This is a genomic window from Paenibacillus sp. cl6col (assembly GCF_900102125.1).
Lineage (GTDB): Bacteria > Bacillota > Bacilli > Paenibacillales > Paenibacillaceae > Paenibacillus_B > Paenibacillus_B suaedae.
This window is the reverse complement of sequence record NZ_FNAZ01000007.1, coordinates 225,373-247,085: the sequence shown is the minus strand read 5'-3', so window position 1 is coordinate 247,085 and position 21,713 is coordinate 225,373. Positions and strand designations below refer to the sequence as shown.

Annotated in this window: 20 protein-coding genes; 8 read left to right on the top strand and 12 right to left on the bottom strand. The window is 42.6% G+C overall.

The window, feature by feature from the left end; translation table 11 throughout:
* Positions 1-23: 23 nt before the first annotated feature.
* On the top strand, positions 24-872 hold the full coding sequence (locus BLS15_RS19245) for an AhlS family quorum-quenching N-acyl homoserine lactonase (protein ID WP_028532636.1): 849 nt from the start codon (positions 24-26) through the stop codon (positions 870-872).
* Positions 873-978: 106 nt separating this feature from the next.
* Here BLS15_RS19245 and BLS15_RS19240 read toward each other — a convergent pair whose 3' ends face one another.
* Positions 979-1,410, bottom strand: coding sequence for a VOC family protein (locus BLS15_RS19240; protein ID WP_021255476.1), 432 nt, complete (start codon positions 1,408-1,410; stop codon positions 979-981).
* Positions 1,411-1,578: 168 nt separating this feature from the next.
* Here BLS15_RS19240 and BLS15_RS19235 point away from each other — a divergent pair, with 168 nt between their 5' ends.
* Together BLS15_RS19235 and BLS15_RS19225 are read left to right on the top strand one after the other, a co-directional pair.
* Entirely contained in the window at positions 1,579-2,790 is a 1,212-nt protein-coding gene (locus BLS15_RS19235) for a copper amine oxidase N-terminal domain-containing protein (protein ID WP_254777373.1), read from the top strand.
* Between the two features lie 575 nt (positions 2,791-3,365).
* Entirely contained in the window at positions 3,366-3,548 is a 183-nt protein-coding gene (locus tag BLS15_RS19225) for a DUF3934 family protein (RefSeq protein ID WP_021255473.1), read from the top strand.
* 197 nt (positions 3,549-3,745) lie between these two features.
* Here BLS15_RS19225 and BLS15_RS19220 read toward each other — a convergent pair whose 3' ends face one another.
* The 8 genes from BLS15_RS19220 to BLS15_RS19185 form a co-directional block, all read right to left on the bottom strand.
* Entirely contained in the window at positions 3,746-4,534 is a 789-nt protein-coding gene (locus BLS15_RS19220) for a response regulator transcription factor (protein ID WP_090513345.1), read from the bottom strand.
* Positions 4,512-6,227 (bottom strand): sensor histidine kinase, encoded by a 1,716-nt coding sequence (locus BLS15_RS19215; RefSeq protein WP_090513340.1) that lies wholly within the window; start codon positions 6,225-6,227, stop codon positions 4,512-4,514. The genes BLS15_RS19220 and BLS15_RS19215 overlap by 23 nt, the downstream gene beginning before the upstream one ends.
* A gap of 218 nt (positions 6,228-6,445) precedes the next feature.
* Positions 6,446-8,101 (bottom strand): ABC transporter permease, encoded by a 1,656-nt coding sequence (locus BLS15_RS19210; protein WP_021255470.1) that lies wholly within the window; start codon positions 8,099-8,101, stop codon positions 6,446-6,448.
* Positions 8,098-9,204, bottom strand: coding sequence for an ABC transporter ATP-binding protein (locus tag BLS15_RS19205; protein WP_021255469.1), 1,107 nt, complete (start codon positions 9,202-9,204; stop codon positions 8,098-8,100). Before BLS15_RS19205 ends, BLS15_RS19210 begins: the two co-directional genes overlap by 4 nt.
* 106 nt (positions 9,205-9,310) lie before the next feature.
* Positions 9,311-10,330: an ABC transporter substrate-binding protein gene (locus BLS15_RS19200; protein WP_021255468.1), complete on the bottom strand. Its 1,020-nt coding sequence runs from the start codon at positions 10,328-10,330 to the stop codon at positions 9,311-9,313.
* Between the two features lie 576 nt (positions 10,331-10,906).
* Entirely contained in the window at positions 10,907-11,968 is a 1,062-nt protein-coding gene (locus BLS15_RS19195; RefSeq protein ID WP_090513335.1) for a retron St85 family RNA-directed DNA polymerase, read from the bottom strand.
* Between the two features lie 285 nt (positions 11,969-12,253).
* Positions 12,254-12,571 (bottom strand): hypothetical protein, encoded by a 318-nt coding sequence (locus BLS15_RS19190; protein WP_090513331.1) that lies wholly within the window; start codon positions 12,569-12,571, stop codon positions 12,254-12,256.
* Between the two features lie 5 nt (positions 12,572-12,576).
* Positions 12,577-13,452, bottom strand: a complete 876-nt coding sequence (locus tag BLS15_RS19185) for a phosphoribosyltransferase-like protein (RefSeq protein ID WP_090513328.1) — start codon at positions 13,450-13,452, stop codon at positions 12,577-12,579.
* A gap of 626 nt (positions 13,453-14,078) precedes the next feature.
* Here BLS15_RS19185 and BLS15_RS19180 point away from each other — a divergent pair.
* From BLS15_RS19180 to BLS15_RS19170, 3 genes are read left to right on the top strand one after another with little or no spacing between them, the layout of a single operon-like run.
* Complete coding sequence (locus BLS15_RS19180; RefSeq protein ID WP_090513324.1) at positions 14,079-14,621, top strand: DUF2975 domain-containing protein; 543 nt, start codon at positions 14,079-14,081, stop codon at positions 14,619-14,621.
* A gap of 13 nt (positions 14,622-14,634) precedes the next feature.
* Positions 14,635-14,844, top strand: a complete 210-nt coding sequence (locus BLS15_RS19175) for a helix-turn-helix domain-containing protein (RefSeq protein WP_021261114.1) — start codon at positions 14,635-14,637, stop codon at positions 14,842-14,844.
* 6 nt (positions 14,845-14,850) lie between these two features.
* Positions 14,851-15,459 carry a CPBP family intramembrane glutamic endopeptidase gene (locus BLS15_RS19170; RefSeq protein ID WP_090513319.1) on the top strand — a complete coding sequence of 203 codons (609 nt, stop codon included), beginning with the start codon at positions 14,851-14,853 and terminating at the stop codon, positions 15,457-15,459.
* 327 nt (positions 15,460-15,786) lie between these two features.
* On the opposite strand, the gene BLS15_RS19165 is transcribed toward BLS15_RS19170, so the two are convergent.
* Positions 15,787-17,142 (bottom strand): helix-turn-helix domain-containing protein, encoded by a 1,356-nt coding sequence (locus BLS15_RS19165; protein ID WP_090513315.1) that lies wholly within the window; start codon positions 17,140-17,142, stop codon positions 15,787-15,789.
* Between the two features lie 392 nt (positions 17,143-17,534).
* On the opposite strand from BLS15_RS19165, the gene BLS15_RS29615 reads away from it, so the two are divergent.
* Both BLS15_RS29615 and BLS15_RS19155 read left to right on the top strand, forming a co-directional pair.
* Complete coding sequence (locus BLS15_RS29615; RefSeq protein WP_254777372.1) at positions 17,535-19,034, top strand: LVIVD repeat-containing protein; 1,500 nt, start codon at positions 17,535-17,537, stop codon at positions 19,032-19,034.
* A 180-nt stretch (positions 19,035-19,214) separates the two neighbouring features.
* Positions 19,215-20,153, top strand: a complete 939-nt coding sequence (locus tag BLS15_RS19155; RefSeq protein ID WP_036666878.1) for an AraC family transcriptional regulator — start codon at positions 19,215-19,217, stop codon at positions 20,151-20,153.
* A 60-nt stretch (positions 20,154-20,213) separates the two neighbouring features.
* Here BLS15_RS19155 and BLS15_RS19150 read toward each other — a convergent pair whose 3' ends face one another.
* Complete coding sequence (locus tag BLS15_RS19150) at positions 20,214-20,696, bottom strand: hypothetical protein (RefSeq protein ID WP_028531922.1); 483 nt, start codon at positions 20,694-20,696, stop codon at positions 20,214-20,216.
* A 54-nt stretch (positions 20,697-20,750) separates the two neighbouring features.
* On the bottom strand, positions 20,751-21,494 hold the full coding sequence (locus BLS15_RS19145; RefSeq protein ID WP_021255458.1) for a hypothetical protein: 744 nt from the start codon (positions 21,492-21,494) through the stop codon (positions 20,751-20,753).
* Positions 21,495-21,713 lie beyond the last annotated feature (219 nt).

The window sequence follows — 21,713 nt, the reverse complement described above, 5'->3', positions numbered from 1 at the left end:
TTAATCAATGGGAGGAAATGAAGATGACAAATGTGATCAAGGCTCGTCCTAAGCTGTATGTGATGGATAATGGCCGTATGAGCATGGATAAGAACTGGTTGCTTGCCATGCATAATCCGGCTACGGTTCTGAATCCGAATGCGGCGACCGAATTTGTGGAATTTCCTGTCTATACGGTGTTAATTGATCATCCAGAAGGCAAGATTCTGTTCGATACGGCTTGCAATCCGAATGGAATGGGCAAGGAGGGCCGGTGGGCGGAATCGATACAAATGCTCTTTCCGTGGAAAGCGAGTGAGGAATGTTATCTGCATAATCGACTGGCACAGTTGAACGTATCTCCTCAGGATATCAAGTATGTTGTGGCTTCTCATTTGCATTTGGATCATGCAGGATGTCTGGAATTGTTTACGAATGCGACCATTATCGTTCACGAGGACGAGCTGAACGGAGCTCTGCAAACGTATGCCCGCAACGAAAAAGAAGGGGGCTACATATGGGCCGACATCGATGCCTGGATCAAAAATAATCTACAGTGGAAAACGATCAAGCGGACAGAGGATCAACTGGAATTGGCCGAGGGCATTACGCTGCTGAACTTCGGAAGCGGACATGCTTGGGGCATGCTGGGCTTGCATGTCAATATGCCGGAAACGGGTGGGATCATCCTTGCTTCCGATACCATCTATACAGCGGAGAGCTACGGTCCACCGGTGAGACCGCCAGGCAATCTGTATGACTCGCTTGGATACCGGAATACGGTAGAGCGTATCCGCACGCTTGCCACACGAACAAACTCCCAAGTATGGTACGGGCATGATGCCAATCAGTTTAAGGGATTTCGCAAGTCAACAGAAGGATACTATGAGTAAGTAGTTGCCAATATAGGATTCATTCTTTAATGAAATGATGAAGGTATCAGTCCCCATAAAAGCTAGTAAAAAAGGAGTTCATCCGATGATGAACTCCCTGCTTCTTTTAAAAGGTCAACATTGCCCCTCGCTCGTCAAACACGGAATCTGGATTCCAAGCGACTTCCCAATAGTTGTTCTCCGGGTCTGCGAAGTAAGCAATTCTTCCTCCCCAGAAGGCATCGCTCGGTTCGCGGAGAATGTGTGCACCTGCAAGTTTAATTTGCTCAATGGTGGAATCGACTTGTTCAGGGGCATCGACATTGATAGCGAACGTGACTCCACGGAATACATTTGTCTGCTTCGGCACTTCAACTCCTGCATCTTCCGCCAGCTTCTCAATTGGGAACAGTGAGAGAATAACCCCTGCCGTCTTGAATACGGCATATTCATCCGAACTTATTTCCGTTTCTGCCCATCCTAGCCGCTGATAAAAGGCTCTCAGGGAAGGCAAATGATATGCGCCAATCGTGAGAAGACTCACTCGCTGCGGTACCATATGTACGCCTCCTAGCAAGGTAATAGATATATAGGACCTTAGGTGATATGCACCATACAGAAATGGGTCTTGTTGCCAATTGCTCTGCACTTTATAATCTCCTTGTATGTCAGAACTACAAAGAGAAAAGTCGAGGTCATATATCATATGAAGAGATTGCTTTTGTACATGACAGTTATATGTATAGGTATGAGTGTTGGATTCAATATCCCTAGCGTCTATGCTTCTTCACTTCGAGTCGAGGTGGATGGAAGGGAAGTAGCCTTCCCGGACGAACTGCCTTATGTGGACGCTGCTACCAACCTGACCATGGTTCCTGCCAAGTTCATGTCCGAGAAGCTTGGCGCAACCGTGAAGTGGAACAGGCCGCAGAACCAGATCCTAATTACCTATAAAAATGATACGATTGCGCTGGGATTTGGAGAAAGTCATGCCATTGTAAACGGGGAAACCGTAACTTTTGGTGGGGGAGCTCTGCTCAAAAACGGCCGTACAATGGTTCCCCTGCGCTTCATCAGCGAGGCCTTTCATGCTCAAGTGGAATGGCAGCGGAAGCAGAATCAGGTTAGCATCATGACGGCCGTCGGCAATGTGCCGAAGGGGACATGGATATGGGACAGCCAAGTGATCGTAAGAGATTCAGACAAGGCGATAAGCTTTGCTAAAGAGCGCAATGTGACTACCATCTACCTTCAAATTAATACCGATATGGCCCCGGCGATCTATGAAAGCTTTGTTCGCAGCGCCAAGGAACAGGGGATTCAAGTAGAGGCACTAGAGGGACGACCCGAATGGGCTTATAAGAAAAACCAGGATAAGATAAAAAAATTCATTGCTTGGGTCAACGCCTACAATGCGTCCGTCGAAGCGGAGGCGAGGTTTGCGGGACTACATTTCGATATCGAGCCTTACCGCTTAAGCGAGTGGAAGAAAGACAATCAGGTGCTTTTGGAAGGCTGGATGGACAACTTGCGACTGATCGAGAAGGAAACCAAGGAGAACAATCTCAAAATTACGATGGACGTTCCGTATTGGCTGAATGCGATCAAAGTGCCGGGGACGGATTACAGCATGAGCGCATGGCTTTTGGAGAAATTCGATTGCCTGGTAATCATGAATTATCGCAATCATGCGTTAGGCAAAAATGGAATTGTGGAAAATGCGCAGGCGATGCTGAGAGAAGCTTCCACGCTGAAAAAGAAAATTGTCATTGCCGTGGAGACAGTAAAAAGTTCGGAGGGTCCACGGACATCATTCTACTCCATGAGCAGCGAAACGATGGAAAAGGAGCTGCAAGCCGCCCATAACCAATTAACACGCTATATGAGCTATGCTGGATTTGCTGTTCATGATTTTAAAAGTTGGCAGGCTATGAAATAAGAAGCTGCTGATGTCATATCACAGTAGGCGAAGGATGCTAGGGAGAAATGCGAAGATGAGCATTAACATGATGAGCAAAGGGATTCCCCAGTCCCAGGGAATGGTCTTGTGAAGTGCTTTTATTCGGAAGGCGAGAAAGATGAGTACAAATACAGCAGGGAATTTTATCATGAATGCATTTATTCCAGTGAAGCCTAGTAATTGATTAGTTTGATATACAATCCAGATAATCGCATAAATAACGGGAAGAACTAATTTCAAAAGATCACCTCCATGAGGTATGATAACAATTTCCATAATCTGTGTATAGTTGTATAATGATATGAAATGAAGAAACACCTCTTCAATAGCTGAGTAGGGGATTCAAGTAACCTCGGTCAGGTTGGAAGAGGTGTTTAGGCCGTGTTGATGATTGTTAATTTTAGTGTTCCATGAAAATTGTGGAGGGGATAGGTCTTTGATTCTAGTGCTTAGCTTTGATATAGTAAGCTCTTAGGTCGCAGATTAAGGTTGTTGTAGGTTAAAACCTACAAAGGACAGGGAACCCTATATACAAACAATCATGGAGTGATTATATGAGTAAAGCTAAGGGTAAAGGCGGAACAGGTAGAGGAACGGACAAAAAGGGCTGGAATAGATGGCAAGCTAGTGAAAGAAGAGCAAAAAACAAACCAAAACCTTATAAAAGCAAAGGGACTAAAAAGGCAAATGGTGCAAAGTCCGATGGCGCAAAGAGCACTAGTAATAATAAAGGATAAAGGCGAGAACCCCAAAAATATAGCGCTTGCCAGAAGGTCATACGTAACAATTTTCAAATTATGATCATAGCAGTTGAATAAGAAACGAAAAAACACCTCTTTTGCCTAAATCGGTTAGTGGAATCCGAGTTGGCTGGAAGAGGTGTCTTTGCATGTTGGATCAAAAAGCGAGATAAGATCATTTTTCGATTGTAGTATTAAGCATGCTTATCCGCGAAATATTCTTGATACTGGCTCGGCGTGACATGTGCGTACTTTTTGAAAATGCTGATGAAGTACTTGTAGTCGCTGAAGCCAATATCGTGAGCAATGTTGTAAACTTTGTTGTCGCCTGATTTCAGCAGGTCGATTGACTTTTGGATACGATAGCGGTTCAGGAACTCATTGAACGTATAGCTCGTCTCAGCTTTGAATTTCTGATTCAAGTAGTAGGCACTCAAGTCAAGCTGCTCCACGAGATCATGGATGCTGATTTTCTTCGCATAATTCTCCTGCACGTACGTGATCATTTGCGATACATACTTCGAAGTCTTCGTTTCTTTCTCCATAAATTTGCTGTTCAGTATCTCTTCGGTTTCTTGCGAATGATTCGAAATGACCTCGTATTTGCGCTGCAAATCGACCTTCGTCTTGGCCGATTCAAGGGCGGCGATCAATTGATCATCCTCCAGCGGCTTCACGAGGAACTCGGTTACTCCCAATTGCAGCGCCTGCTTGGCAAGATGGAACTCATTATAGCCGGAAATAATAATGCTGCTGAACGTATGCTGCTGCAAGCCCTCGCGAATCATGGAGATGCCGTCCATAATGGGCATGTTAATATCCGTGATGACGATATCTGGTTTAAGCTCGCAAATTTTCTCATAACCGTCCTGTCCGTTCAGCGCTTCTTCTATCACGATGCAATCATATTGCAGCCAATCGATGCTGAAACGTATGCCTCTGCGTATCATATCTTCGTCTTCAACTAGCAGAACCTTGAACATCGCCTTCACTCCATTCGTAAGGAATTGTTAGTGTTATACAAGTACCAGTCCCTTGCTTGCTGTTGATGTGGATGCCGGATTCCTCGCCGTAGAGCAGCACTAAGCGGCGGTGAACATTGTAGAGCCCGATATGCTGTGTCGTATTGTTTTGGCTGTGTAGGATTCGGTTCACCTTCAGCAGTGTCTCCGCGTCCATGCCTTGTCCGTTGTCGCATACCTCCAGCATCAGCTTCCCGTCAGAAGGGTAGATGCGGATTTCGATAAGCACATTGCTTTGATTTTGATAACCATATTTGATAGCGTTTTCAATGATTGGCTGCAGCAGCAGCTTAGGTACGTATACATGATTGGTTTCCTCTTCGACGGTAATGCGGTATTCCAACCGCTCATTGAACCGGATTTGCTGCAGCTTCAAATAATCCCGTACATAATTCATGTCGTCTTTCAGTTGGACGCTCCGATCATTGCCGATGCTGTATCGCAGCAGTCTCGACAGCAGCATAACGATTTGCTGCGCTTGATTGGCGTCCATCTTAATGGCGTATCGCAGCGTCTCTAATACGTTGAAAATGAAATGCGGATGGAACTGCGATTGCAGCTGCTTGACCTCGATAATCGTGCGTAGCTCGGACAGCTCTTTATTTTTCAGCATCAATTCCTTCAACCGGTCCAGCATCACATTGTACTCATCGCCGAGTATCTCGAATTCATCATTCGTGTGAATATCGACATAGCCGTTGAAATTCCCTTCGCGCAGTTGGGCCAAGGCCAGAATTAATTTATCGACCGATTCGGAATTGCGAGCAGACATTTTGTTCGATAGGAAATGAATGATGACCCACAGCAGCAGGCTGGCAGCGAGAATAAAGATAGACACCGTGTAGTAGGTGTATTGCTCTGACTTGTAGGAATTGAGCGTGACCACTTGAATCGGTGTGCCTGGTATGCGCTTGGTATACATGTAGTACGTACCGTCGTTCAACAGAACATGCCCTTGCTTGTCCAGCTTAGGACTGAATTTGTTCAATACGCCCTTGGTGACATTGCTGGTAGTGGCAATGATCGTGTTATGCTCGTCCGTGATCATCGCAATCTCATTGTTCTGTTCGAAAATGAGCTTCTGCATGTCAGATTCGTAGAGCTGGTAGATGATATAGCCAATCGTCTGCTTGTCCTTGACGATCGCTTTGCCGAATGTGTAGCTTGTGTCGCGATCATGGGAATAGCGGAAGCTGTTCATTTCAGTCAGCGTGTTGCCGGATTTCTGTTCAATCCGGTTGATGAGATTGCCGAAGGCGAAGCTGTTGTAGAGTGCATCCGGCGAATCGGAGCTGGCTCGGAAGATGCTGTCTGTGTCGACGATATGGAAGATGCTCTTCACCTTTTGCCGATTATTGAAGTCATAGAATTCGGAATACACCTTGTCGCTGCCTAAGCGTGTAGTCACATATTTCGTCACGGCAGGTGAGATAGCCATCCGATTGATTTCCTCGTGATACTGTTGAAACACCTCCGCCATAGATTTACTGATCGACTCGGCGGCCTCCGTCGTTTTTTGCGTCAAATTCATCCTTCCATTAATGATCGTAAAGATGAAAAACAGCACGATCAAAATCAAAAACGGAATCACCGCATACAGCTGAAATAAGTGACGGGTTGACTCCTTGAAGGTGCGTATCTTCTTCTGTTCCATGTCTCCCTCCAGTGTCGGTAAGCCCTTTCATTCCATATTATACTGGTTCGTTGTTGAAAGAAGATCATCCAAATACAACCAAGCCGGCCCTCCAGATGAGGTACCGACTTGGTGTGGATGAAGCATTCAAATATGTTGTTCAAGAAGTTTGGTTTTCAGCACCGAGTTACTTCCTGTGTAACTTCGTGATCAAAGTCGGACTTTTTGAACGTCCTCTCTTATAGGGAGACTTCTTTTTGTCCGGACAACTTCAGGAAGACGAGCAGCGATATGACTGTGATGACGGTTAGGATTGTAGATAGTGCTGCTGCCACGCCATAGTTGCCGCGAATAACCTCGGTATAAATAGCAACCGTAACGGTCTTCGTCTTACCTGTATACAAGATGATCGAGGTACTTAATTCAGTAATGATTGTGATCCAGCTTAGAATTGCACCAGAGACAACGCCCGCGAGCATCATCGGCAGTGTAATCTTGAAGAATGTCTTCATCTGAGAAGCGCCCAAGCTGATTGCGGCTTCCTCAATACCGCCGTTAATTTGATGCAAAATGGCTGCACTGGAACGAATCGTATAAGGCAACCGCCGGATGACGAACGAGATAATCATAATGAATGCTGTTCCGCTCAGTGCCAGCGGCTTATCGTTGAACGTAATCAACAAGGCGATACCTAAGATAGAACCAGGAACGATGTAAGGGAACATCGTGAAAATATCGATTGTATTCGTTAATGCATTCTTTCTACGAACGGTTACGTAAGCAATCAAAATCGCAAGCAGGATAATGATGACGAGCGACACGATAGCCAGGATGAACGTGTTCGTAATGACACCGCCGATGCTATTGAAAGCATTCTGATAGCTTTGCAGTGAGAAGCCATCAACGAAGACGCGGCCGTTCGATTTCAAGAATGAAGTATAGATGACGTACAATTGCGGCAGCAGCGCGATTAACGTATACAGATAGATGACAGCATGCGCCGCGATGTTGCCGATGCCTTTTTTCTTCTTCGCTTCAAGCGGGTGCAAAGCACTCATTGTGATGGACTTGCGGTTGGCGATGAACTTCTGCATCAGGAAGACCGCTGTTGCGAACAATACAACGATGACACTGATTGCGGCAGCAAAGCCGTCGTCGCCGCCGACTTCACTGATGAACTCAGTAAAGATCAGGACAGGAACGGTCTTGTAGCCTTCACCGATCAGCATCGGCGTACCGAAGTCGGCCAGTGCGCGCATGAATACGAGCAGCCCGCCTGCGAGCAGGGTTGGTGTGATGAGCGGGAGCAGTACCTTGCGCATCTTGTTGATGCCCTTGTAGCCCATGCTCTCTGCCGCTTCCATAAGCGATTGGTCAACATTTTTGAGTGCCCCGGATACGTACATGAAGATAAGAGGCACCATTTGCAGGGTCAAGACAACTAATATACCGGTAAAGCCATATATGTCAGGCATTTGGAAGCCAAATGTATTGCTGACGAATTTGGTAATGACGCCGTTTCTTCCGAGTAGGAGAATCCAAGAGTAAGCTCCGATGAACGGGGCCGACATGGACGAGAGCAGAATCAAAATCCGAATCGTTGAGTCCCCTTTAATCTTAACGGTAGCCATTATATAGGCTAGCGGTGTTGCGATGAGCGCCGCAAGGGCGGTTACGCTGACGGTAACTTTAATACTGTTGAATAGTGCATTGGTGTAATACGGCTTGCTGAAAAACTTCACGAAGTAGGCGAGTGAGAAATCGCCTGTGGTACCGTTGAAAAAGCTTTTGAACAGCATCGTAAACAAAGGCAAGGCTAGGAACAAAAGATAGAAACCAAATATCAGGAACGAAATGTTAGTCCAGACGTCAAATCGTTTGCGCGTCCCCCTCATAGTTGACCGCCCCTTGTATAGTTCAATTCACCTGCAGCATCGTATACATTGATTTTTTCCTTTTTCACCTTCAAATGAACGACTTGGCCAGGATCAAGAATCTGTGTTGTCTTCGATTCCTGTGTAATTTCCACGCGCTGACCGGATTCCAGATCGACGAAGTAATGCGTGTTCTGACCCAAAAAGACGCTGTGTACGATGGTTGCCTTCATACCAGTCTGATCCTCAGTAATGACGAATTCCTCTGGGCGAACCGAGATTTTGACATTCAATTCATTTTGCTTCGCTGAAGCCGGAAGCTGAATGTTAGGAAGCTCCTCAGCATAGCCGGAACCGAAGTTCACCTTATAGTTGTCGCCCTGACGCGTTAAGCTGCCTTCGATAATGTTCGTGCGGCCGATGAATGTAGCTACGAATACGTTGGCTGGACGTTGGTAGATTTCTTGCGGTGTGCCCAAGTGCTGAATGACGCCTGACTTCATAACGGCGATGCGATCGGATACAGCCATAGCCTCTTCCTGATCGTGTGTTACATACACCGTTGTAATGCCGACTTCGCGTTGAATTTCCTTAATCGCGTTCCGCATATCGACGCGGAGCTTCGCATCAAGGTTGGACAACGGTTCGTCCATGAGCAGTACATCCGGGTGGATGACGATTGCACGGGCAAGCGCGACGCGCTGCTGTTGGCCACCGGACAGGTTCTTCGGCATGCGATCTTTATATTGCTCGATTTGTACGACCTTGAGGATATCTTCTACTTTGTCGTTGATTTCGGCCTTGGACAGCTTACGGTTCTCTAGACCGAACGCAATATTTCCCTTAACGGTAAGGTGAGGGAAGATCGCATAGCTCTGGAACACCATCCCGATATTCCGCTTGCCTGGCTCAACCTGATTAATGACGCGTTCGTTGAAGTTGATTGTTCCGCCTTCAATGCTGTTGAAGCCAGCAATCATGCGCAGAAGTGTCGTTTTGCCGCACCCGGAAGGACCGAGAAGTGTGAAGAATTCGCCTTTCTTGATCTCCAAGGACAACTCTGGAATGACGGTTGTGTCGCCATACTTTTTGACTAGGTCTTTTATTTTTATTGTCACGCTCATTGTTGTTGTCACCTAACCTTTTTATAGGTAGTCAAAAAGTCCGATAATCAAAAGTGGTGCTGAGAACCGGACTTTTTGACACGCATATTTTGATTCTGAAAACCGATTATTTGCTTGTGAATACAGAGATGTAACGTTCTACGATTTCGGATTTATGTGCACTAACGTAGTCTGTATCTTCGTCAATCATGTTGATCTTGTCGAGTGGCGTCATGTAGTCGCCGAGCTGTGTATCTTTGCGAAGTGGACGGTTCGTCAATTGTGTGCCGAATGCATCTTGCGCTTCCTTGGACAGGATGAAGTCGATGAACTTCTTCGCATTTTCCATATGAGGTGCGTCTTTAATAATGGCGGATGCTGCATCCAAGAATACGGCTCCTTCCTTCGGATACACAACTTCTACCGGTGCACCGTTTCTGACATAAGTGCTGGAAGGATCTTCGTATGTTAAGCCAACAATATACTCGCCGTCTGCGACACTCTTATGAACTGCACCGGAACCGCTTGCAATCTTGCCGTCGAGGTTCTCGATCAGCTTGCTGACATAATCCCAGCCCTTTTGATTTTCATAGTCGCCGCCCATAGCTTTCAGCATGTTCGTAAGCTGAGCGAAGGCGGAGCTGGAGCTTGCCGGGTCAGCGGATGCAATTTTGCCTTTCAGCTTCGGATTGAGCAAATCTTCATAACCCTCAATTTTGATATCGCCGATCAGGTTCTTGTTCACAAGCAGCACGCTGCCGTCTGAAACAAACGGAGTTGCGAAGCCTGTCTTATTGCGATGGCCTTCAATCAAGTTCGCATCTTCTGGAGATACGTAAGGCTCATACAGGTCGGCATGCTCGCGGTAGCCCGCCATGGAGCCGCCGAACATAACGTCTGCGTAAGGATTTTTCTTTTCAGACTGTAGACGCTTAACAATTTCCCCTGTACCAGCTGTTACGAGCTCAACCGTAATGCCTGTTTTCTTTTCAAACATTGGGATGATCGTCTTGATGATTTCTTCGCTGTTCGGACTGTAAATGACCAATTTATTGGATGAACCCGAATCCGATTCACTGCCGCCACAACCGCTTAACACTCCGACAAACATCATGCAAGCCGCTAGCATCAAAGAAAGCCTTTTCATTTGTATATTCCCCCTTGAGCAATGTTCATTGCGTTGTGTGTCTATTGTAGCAAGTATGGTACCGCTTACAAATCCCACAATCCGCAAACATCGTCTAAAATACGCAAGTGAATTTTGGGAGAATTCGTCCCCTAGAGTTTGAAAGACAAGGTAAGTAAATATTAATACAATCTTGTAGCCTAATATAATAGGGGACAGAGTATTGAAAGGACATCTTACTTAGTAACAATGGAGTCTGAAGCATTTGGAATAATATGCACCAAATCTCTTGAAATTGCAGGTAAGGATGCTCTGAGTATTAACTGTGTTAAGCCTAATGATAGAGGTGAGGAATTCTTAATTTTGTGGTGTATACGTTTCAAGAGTGTTACATGAAGAATTAATTTCAAGTTTTGTTTATCTTGGTCTATATTGAGTTGAATCAGGTGAATATTACATTTTCAGGGGACTAACGACATGTTCATTGTTACTAGATATTTCGATTACATAACAAAAAAGCCAATCAGATGTTACAAGCAAGAATAATTTCCATAGGGAAAACCCATTGATATAGTTATTTTCTCCCTATCAATGGGTTTATTCTACTTCTTGATCAAGCTTTTTTAGTTTATATTGAAAAAGTAATTGCTTTAAATAATTAAAATATTCTTTAGCCTCTTCATCGTTGGGATTGACATTTAATATAAAATTTGCAGTGCCCAAAAGATGATATAAGTATCTTATTTTATTGTCAAATTCAATTTTCGAAATATGATCTTCTAATCCATAGCGTTTAATATAGTATATTTTTTGTCTTAATGACTTTCTATATTTTTTAGAAGCCTGTAACTTTTCATTCACTACAATGCCTGTTACTTCTTGTTGTTGATTTTGCTTGCGAACTCTTGTCTTTTGTTCATTAATTAAAAAACCATCCGACAATAGAACTTTCCTTACAAAATTTATAACGATACCTTCCTCGAAATCACCTGAAAATGTTAAGTCGTCGGCATAACGTGTATATCTGATTTTATTCTTAGAAGCAAACTTTGCTATTCTAAGATCAAGTCTTTGTGTTATTAAATTTGATAACATTGGACTTGTAGGCGCACCTTGAGGTAACTCATCATCTAAAGTACAAACATTCGCAAGAACCACTGAAACATGTTTTGAATATCCAAGTGATCTAAAAAAATTATATACTTTTTTATACCCAATTGATTTGAAGTAATCTTTAATATCCAAATTAAGAAGTTTTTTTTGGTTCCTGTGATACTTTGCATTGTCCTTTATGGAATAGCCAACTCTAAATGCTTTGCTATAAGGACTTGGTTTTAGTTTGTTTAATATTTCATCAAGGATCCACCGTTGGATATTTTTCAAATTTGGGAGCGGCTCATAAATGTCCCTATATTCACCTTTTTTCTTTTTAGGGATTTTAAACTCTCTATAAAATGATCCTTGAGAATTGCTTACTTTCATTATATAGGCTTCTTTATATCCCACTAATTTGGAAAAATGGGTGACGTCATAAATGACGGGGATATCTTTTAAAAATAATTTTTCCGCGTAGTTAAGACAACTATCAATATAGTTATCATCTTTATTATCATATTTAGCAAAATGATAGAACCTATTTTTGTAATCATCCCAATTCATTGTACTCACCCTAATAAGCATAGGTAGCCCATATTACCAAATCAGATTTTCTATCTTCTCACTTGATTGAAATTAAAGTTGCCTTTTGAAATACATTCAGTCTAGCTTCTTACTTTAATTTCAATCAAGTGTCACGTAGGCATCAGCCGGAGTGGTGGTCATAACTTTTTCTGTAGACTCCGTCGGAGGGAAAAGTTATGATCACCAAGGCTTGTAAATAATGTTCTTCTTAGCTTGACGACTCGCCAAACCTGTGGCATAAAACCACATAAAGTTCTAATAGGGCTACCTTAGTTGTTTAATGTTAGAAGGTAAATAAATTTCATATTTACCGATCTTACTAATTTTATATTCTGCTTGTGGACTTATCATTGCTTCAGAATTTTTCCGACGAAGGTTTCTGTTAAACAATAACAGCGCTTCTTCACCTTCATTGGATAGGGTTAGCCCTGTATCTGTATAGTAGGCTAAATTTTTTTCTATTACAAAATTTATAAGATTGGCAATTTGAGAATACTGGTATCCTTGTTTATGAAGAGACTGGATATTACCATTTCTTTTTAAGAGCTGTAGTAAAAGGACAAGATCCTCATCTGTTATCATGAATTTTACCTCGGAAAGGGTGCTGTTCTACCTTTTTTCTCCTTCCAAAATACTGGGAAGGTATTGTTCGGCGTACGAATCATCTTAACTAGAGCTTCAGACTGACCATAACCTAATTTTTCGTTTCTATGCACTTTGATCTTGTTTTCTATTGATTCCATTAGAGTAAGCTTAGCTGATAGTTGTGTACCAGAATAATACTCACTTATTCCTTTGGAACAAATAAGTGAAGTGAATACTCGAACTCCTAGATCCAATATTTTAGTTATCCCTTGGTTAAGGGCAACAATTGATATGACAATAACCCTAGTATTAGTAATGTTTTTATTCTGAAATAAATAGTTTAGAGCTGAGCAAGCGGTATCACCTGTACCGATAAAGTCATCCACGACAAAAAGAAGACTTTTATCGTTATTAATATGTGAACTTTCAACATCTAATCCATTTACAAACCGAATATTTTTATGTGCAAAATAAGGATTATAATGAAATTGCTCTTGAAATGAGTATTGAACAAACACTGAACTTTTAGTTTTTCCAATATCCTCAGGGGCAATTAATGGTGCGATATAGATATCATCTATACATGATAAATCTATGTTGGGATCAGTTGCTAATTGATCCAGAATCTTCCTAATGTGAATTTTGTACTGATCAGAGGGAATTCTTGTGAATCTTTCAGTAAGCTCTATAATAAGTGCTTGTTGTGGTTCTGTCAGTTCAGATAAGAGAGTACAAAAGCGATTAAAAAGACTTAGTTGATTTAAAGCATCATCTTCTATTTCCCAAGATTTCTCGTTAAAAATTTGGGAAAGCTTCGCAATTGTATTTGCATTTAAATTTTTTTCACCAACTCTAAATTTTTCATTTCTCTTCTTCACAATAATTTTCCTCTTCTTATTCAAGAACATAAGGGGCTATTATAGACATATTTTAATAACAAATTATTAACAAATTCGAGTGCTTTTGTTTTGATTCGACAAATTAGTACTATATTCCTGCTTTATATAATATACCACACTTTCTAGTCATACAATCCCTTACGAAATGTCGTATAATAGATTATTTAAAATTTCATTTTAAATAATCAAAATAGAATGCTATAAAATTACTTTGAAAGTAGAAGAGAATTACTGTTGAAATTACATTATTCAATCATAGATAGTCTCTTTCGTTATGTATTCAGAGTAAATTTGCAAAATGATTATGGTTCATGTATCAGGAGATGTAGACACGATGAAGATACTGAGAAGAGTATTAAAGGTAGAAGATGTAATTGGTAGTTGCGTTTGGGTGACTGGAAGATGCATTCGGCGATTTTGAAGGCGACGTCGATCAGTTTGGAACGATTGACTTCTTCATAAAGAAAGAAGTTGTACTTGTTGAATGGGTTATCAATGAAAAAATGTTTATCAATAATAATTTAATGATAAACATTAAATTATTATTGAATTACATATATATTCCTGTTATGCTCTAGTCATCATAATAAAGGAGCAGTAATCATATGAGCACCCTTAAAATTCAGAAAACGAGCAAAATATTGACTATTTGTTTGCAAATGCTGTGTATCATGCTGTTGCTAGTAACGATTGTGGAAATTGTCGCAATCCTGTGGCTTTCTCAGATGTCAGGGGATGAAATTCCAGCAGCAATAAACACTATGAGCTCTATATTGTTACATTCTGACCATAGTGATTACACCAAATCCGATCTGATTATTACATTCAGTGGGGAGATAGTGAGGCTGTGTCTAATCATGGTGATACTATTTATTTCCGGGCGGATATTTAAGGATATTAGTAAGGACTATACACCGTTTGTTGCCAAGCATATGAAGCGTTTGAAACGGATATCCTTGCTCATAGCTGGCATGGCCATTATTCCTGGGTTTGTTGAAATAGCGATGATTCAAATGGTCACCCCAGCGGCCATGGTAAATGTGTCGTTCGAGCTGTTTTATATTTTGGTTGCGGTCGTATTCTTTTGCCTAGCTCAAATATTCGATTATGGCAGAATGCTGCAACAGCAATCCGATGAAACTCTGTAAGGATGTGTGTATTATGGCTATTGTTTTGAGGCTGGATCGTGTGATGGCAGACCGTAAGATATCTCTGAACGAGCTTGCGGAGAAGGTAGGAATATCAAATGTTAATCTCTCGAATATAAAAACGGGGAAAATAAGTGCGATTCGTTTCTCTACGCTCGATGCGATTTGTAAAGTACTTGATTGCCAGCCTGGCGACATTTTAGAGTACAAGAGAGAGGAGTAACAGAAGATGACTGTTCCCATGTTGGTTTCATCACTTATTCAAGTAATCTTATTTAGTGTAATTCCACTGGTATGTTGGTTCCTATTCGCCAGAAAGAAGCAGTCTTTTTTTGAATGGATTGGATGTAAACTTCCTGTTATCGAGAAAAGAAACAGCTTTTTCATCCTGTTCTTCTTAGCGCTTCTCTTGTTCGTATCACTTGGGTGGATAATTATTTTGTTTTTCACTAATGACACCGATGTTGCTGCTTCACAATTTTATGGAGTAGGCGTTTCAGGTATAGCTGCGGCTTTGTTGTATGCTTTCGTACAGACCGGTTTATCTGAGGAAATTATATTCAGAGGTTTTATCGGGAAGAGATTGATTTCTGCGTTTGGATTTGCAACAGGGAACACGGTTCAGGCGTTATTGTTTGGTTGTTTGCACGGAGTTATGTTTTTTTCAAGAACCGGAATTATCAATGTTGTTATCATAACGTTATTTACTGCTTTAATTGGCTGGTTTATGGGGTACATAAACGAGAGATTAGCAGGAGGATCGATTATTCCAAGCTGGGTTATGCACGGATTGGCCAATTCGTTCTCAGCGATGACGATGATGTTCCAATTGTTGTAGTGAGATGATATGCCATGTGGCTCTTCCGCTCGATGGATTCTAATCCCTAGATTCTTTTGATATTTTGGATATTATCCTAATTAAGAAAGCGACCCTTGAACTCAAGAGTCGCTATCTGTATGTTTTGAACCTATACCTTTTCTCTAATCCTCGCGTCACAACCCTTGCGCTCCGTCCCTAGCCGATGTTGCTTACCACCCTGACCCAATGTCCAAAGTTGACCATCCTGACCCGTTGTCACTTTTCGCTGGAGACCATCCCGAGCCGATGTCACTGACTGACCAGCCAGAACCAATATCACTTAACGGAGACCATCCTGATCCGATGTCAGCTAGATTCACTCCCGAAGATGCTCCGGTAGAACCGAACAAGAAAAGAGCCATGGACATCGTGATTAATACTTTTTTCATTTGAATCCACCTCATTTAATAGAATGTGTGTGAAACGACTTTTGTTTTCTTCAGAAGCATGGGCCTCATACTCTTGAAAAGTGAGAACAGCCATTCCGACATACTGCATATTTTTAAGTGAAAGTGCCAGTTCCAACGATAAAGCATTGTAGTCGAACCCTAATTCATGTTGGGTTGTTTTCAAGTAGTACTGCGCCATTGCATGTGCAAGTCGTAATTTATGCTTTTCGTGGAAAGGATCTTTTCTAGACAATAAATCGTCGATCTGAGCTTTGTATTTCTCGATATATATTGTGGCGGCTTGGACATTTCCATTGCTGACATAACATTCTAACGCAATAGGAACTACAAGAAGGAGCTGGTCACCTTCGAGCATAGCCATGAGCATCTCAATAGACTCTTCTTGCTTCATTTCAATAGATATATATAGACGATTACATTGAGATAGCCATGCATAATGATCTCCATATGAGGCATATTGCTGTGTTGCTTTTAAAGCGACTTCAAAGTTTTTCATTCCCTTAAGTGCAAACGATTCATACAACCAGCCTTCTGCCACGAAGTCGTTTTGCCCTTCCTCAAATGCAACAGCACGCAATTCCTTGGCATACTGGAGCAGCTTTGCCCAGTTCTCTACAACATTGTAGTATGTAAGAATACGATAATAGGCGTCGAGCCTTAGTGAATCAGGCAGTATAGGCAAATATTCAATCAGCTGGCACAAGGCTTCGTTGCCGGCTCCACTCGTATCCAAGTCTCTCAAGATGAGGAATCTTCTGAAGTAGGAGATGGCTATTTTCTCGCTGCGGCTGTATCCATTGCGAATGATGATGTCGTAGAACGGGAGTGAGTAGTTGCGTTTCGGTGACTGGAAGATGCGTTCGGCGATTTTGAAGGCGGTGTCGATTAGTTTGGAACGATTGGTTTCTTCATAGAGGAGTTGTACTAGCTGCTTGACCAGGTCATACTTTTCTACTTCAATACAGTGGAGAATAAAATCGCTTGTCTTATCAGGCCGCAATCGGCCCAGTTCGTTGCAGCATTCTCCTATGAATTCTTCATAGAAGGTGTCTATTGGTAATCCGAATGCATGATTGATCGCGTGGAGCTGAGGCAGCATAAGTGATTGCTTGTTGTTGAAAATGTAACTAATGGTTGAACTGTCGATGCCGGATGCCTCTGCTAACTCTTTCTGCTTCCACCCCCTTATGCTCAATTCATCTTGTAACCTGTGGCGGAGTTCCATCGGAGCTACATGAAGATTGCTTGTCATGTCGAATCCTCCTTATTTAGTAATTCAGCATAACAATTCGAAATCCTTCCTGAATTGACAATTTATTTAAGTTTCTGTTGGTTTTTAGTATAAATGAAGATGAAGTAAATGGCAAATTGACATCTGGTTGAATTTCTATACTATTTTTGTCGAAAAATGGAGAGTCCTACTTCGAACAGGTTGGCATGCAATAATCATCACAATGGCATTCGCGGCATACGCACAAGCAGCTTCACCCATAGGTTCATAGGATAGGAGGACAAATTACAGATGAAGCATTTAACGGGGAATCCATGCTGTAAGCGGTACTAAGTCTAAGGGGAGTAGCGCTTGCAACCGGGCGTCCCTTACACTCTCTTGTACCTCCTATCTTCTCACAAAAAGGTGATGACATGTCCATAGAAGCGTTTCAAAGGCTGGTCAGCAATGCGACTTCTGTCTTTGTGGGTACGAACATGGATCAAGCTGCGCTGAATGCGGCCAACGGCACAGGCACGAATGCTGACCAAGTGGCCCGCACCCTTGCTCCTGTAGCATGGCCACTATTGGAGAAGTACGATAATGATAACAGCCTGCAAGCGTATTCTCCATTCGGAGGCGTTCCCAATCCGGAATACGTATGGAAGCTGCCGGTATCTGATGGTCAGACATCTGCTTTTGCAGCAGCTTCCGCACCATTTCTGATTCCTGCGGGTGCAAGTGTCTCGTTCAGCTTGTTTCTCAATGCCTTTGCCGACAATGCGATGGAGGCGAGAATTGAGCTTTTTGAGGATACGGGCGGTGCTGGGACGGGGCCCTTTGCGAAGTCTGCTGTGCAGCCTGCGGGGTTAGATGACTTCTTCTTGATCGCGGGAGATCCCAATATGCCAGCACTCGGACTCCTAGAGACGCAGCCGTATAACTGGCAGGATATCCGCGTATATTCTACTCGCTGCCTCGTTTCTGGTTCGCCAACTGCCGCTCGAACATTCAAAATCGTAGTTTCCTTTCATGTGACGAATTATCTTGTCATGAATCCACCGAATCCAGCCGGCTTGCAATTTGCTGTCGATATGTACGCTGACGGACCTGATTATCTGTATGTATCGAATGTAGGCGATAAGACGGTAGAAATCTATAATATTTCAAACCCTACAGCTCCTGCGCGTATCGGGCAGTTTAATGGAGGCAACTTGAACAATCCAAGAGGCATGGCGATAACCGGAACCACGCTCTATGTTGCGAATGCAGGCAGCTTCACGGTGTCTATGTATAATGCAGCTAATCCAACAGCTCCTCTGTATATAGGGGAATTTAATGGAGCCAACTTAAGCTCTCCTCATGGCTTGGCGATAACGGGCACTACACTGTATATAGCCAATCGGGGGGACGACACCATCGAAATCTATAATATTGTAAATCCAACCTCCCCTGCTCATGTCACGGAGTTCGGCTCAGGCGATTTGCACCGTCCTGAAGGCCTCGCAATAACGGGCACTACGCTGTATGTAGCCAATCAAAATGATGGTACGGTCGAAATATATGATATTGCGAATCCGACAGCTCCGGTACGCGTAACTGAGTTTGGTTCTGGAGACTTAAGCGAGCCTGTAGGTCTGGCAATAACCGGAACCACGCTATATGTCGCTAATCAGGGCAACAGCACGATTGAAATTTATAATATTACGAACCCAATCGCTCCGGTGCGTGTAACAGAATTTGGTTCAGGCGAGGTAAGCGAACCTGCTGGAATGGCGATAACCGGGATCACGTTGTATGTAGCCAATCAGAACAATAGTACGGTGGAAATCTACAATATTTCTACTCCGACAGACCCTGTACACGCGGGCCAATTTAATGGAGGAAATCTAAATCAACCTTACGGGTTGGTGATAAATTCGTTTGTAGGCTAAAGAGTCCGGATGAGATACAATCAACATACAGACCAATGTTTTCCGCGACCGGTATGAACCTTTGTATGTCAGCCACTTGATTTGACGGAGAAGTCGAGCCGTCAATGACGGCGGCTTTTTGTTCCCTTTCAAGAAGAATCGAAATCCTATTAGAACCTAGCAGATAGAGGGATTTTTCCAATGAACAATGACTATCAATCCAGAATCGATAAGATCATCTCTTATATAAAAGAAAACAGCCATCAGAGGCTCAGTCTCGATCAACTAGCCGGCATTGCGAACTTTTCCAAATATCATTTTACGAGAGTCTTTGCGGCACATCTCGGCATAACGCCTATGGCATTTGTGAATCAAGAGCGCTTGCAGAAGGCAATTCACTTATTGGAGCAAACGGATCACACCATACTGGACATTTCAAGTCTGTGCGGTTTCGAGTCCATATCCACCTTCAATGCTGTATTCAAGAAGCACTATGGAAATACACCGAGCGCGGTCAGGAGCAAGCTGCGAGATACCATTCAGCATACAAATCGGGAAGATCGCAATTTGTCAGCAAATCATAGCAATAAGCAAGAAGAGTTATCTTTCTCTCCAGACTACAATAGAAGTCGCAGACATCCATTGCTGCAGAGAGCGTGGGAGAACATGATTGTGATCAAGGAGCTTCCGGAAGTCGAAGTGGCGTATGTGCGGCATGTTGGGAGTTATTTGGATACACGAGGTGCTTGGGACAAGTTGGGAAACTGGGTACGAGAGCAGGGGAGTGCCATAGGGCAACAGAGGTTCATTGGCGTGTCGTTAGACGATAGTAACGAGGTTGAGGAGTATGCCTGCCGTTACGATGCTTGTGTCACGCTGCCGCCAGGATTCACCAAGCAGGAACACAAGGACATCTCATATGGAACCCTGCCTGGTGGTAGGTATGCGGTCTATTCGTATTACGATACCGTTCCGAATTTCGTTCTCGCATACGAGACGATGTTCAGGCTGTGGCTGCCAAGCAGCGGATATGAGGCTGATGATCGACCATGTCTTGAACTGTGCCTAAACGATCCAAAGCAGGATAAGGAAGGCAAGTGCAGAGTGGATTTACATATTCCAATTCGTCAAAGAGCATGAGCTGTGGGGATGATGTCCTCAAGCATTATCCTGAGCTAAATAAAAATCAACTCATTTTGATTAAGAATTTTTTAAACTTACGTTAGTGTCCTCGACCCTACCATCAAATATAGCAAACCACATTGTTTTTGAGCTTGGTAAATCGACTAGAGTAACCTTTTTGGACAGATTGCTCTTTTGAAGAACTAAGTTAACATTCTTGTTTGATGAATTCGGAAGAATGCCGTAGTAGATAGAGTATGGCTTTTCAGCAATCTTTCCCGCAGTAAAATGCCAGTTATCCGTTGTATCAAGAAATCCTCCATTCCCTCGAAACTTGATGTGCCCTTCAGTACCTGAGTACAACACCACTCCAATGTCATTGTGAGGATCACGTTCAAAAAAAGATATGAAACCACCTTCAACTTCTATTGTTGTAATTATGGCACTGGCATTCAGTTTTAATTCGGTTTGAATCATAGAATTAACATTAGTATAGGTCTTATTTCCACAGGCGGTAATGATTGTCGAGATGATAAGTAAGATAATGATTTTTCTCATCATTAATCAGCTCCTAAGGTAAACAGGCTGCAATAATTTATGCAGCCTGGTACAATATTATTTACTTTTGAAGATAAAACTTCCAGTTGCAGCTCTTTGAAAAACTTTATCTTGAGGTGTAATAGATATGCCTGGAGTATTGCCGCTTATTGACACTCCTAAGACAGTTTCTTCTTTTGTAAATCCAACTTTACCTACAACATCTGTCGTACCGCTGTCACCTGACGTGCGTCGTAAATCAATTTCAAGAGTTGTATGTGCAGTACTTAAATGGAAAGGGAGATTGTCGTATCCATATGCCAATCCTTTTTTTGGGGTGGCGTCTATAAGATACATACTTTTTGTTTCAGTGTTTCCCCAAAAGTCGCCGTATGACACCTCAGCTTTGGAGCTCATGTTATTCCAAGAATCAGACCAAGCAGCACCCGTAGCAATCTGCTTTAAATTAAACTTTTCAGTGTCTACCTTTCCAACAACATAAATACCTGCACATTTATACCCATTTTGACAAGTAGGAGAATTACCTGCAACTATGTTCACGTCAATATCACTAACCGACAGTAACTCGTTGAGCGAGGAATGAGTGGAATTTCCATTAATCAATCGAGCTGTCCCATCTGTTTTGCGGTAAATTCTTGTATAAATGTCTTTCTCGATGTAATCCATCTTAGAAATTTGATACTCAGAAAACCCAATATCCTTCAATACATCATACGTATTTGTACTAGCGTTAGTAGTGGTAGGAATAGCAATTACGCACACAAAAGCAAAAAACATCAAAATCATTTTCTTTTTAAGCATTCTACACCCTCCCAAAGTTTTTTCAAAGAGATAAATGCTTATGTATTTTCTAGTTGTTTTGAATTTCCGTAATAAAACTTAAAACCATCACCTTCCTATAAATGGATAATATTTACTGTAAATATAGAATATATAATTATTTGTATGTTTTCAATCCATATTTTGTGTTTGAGAGGCTAGCTTTACAACAATCGCAATTTATCGGTAGAACATAGCAAG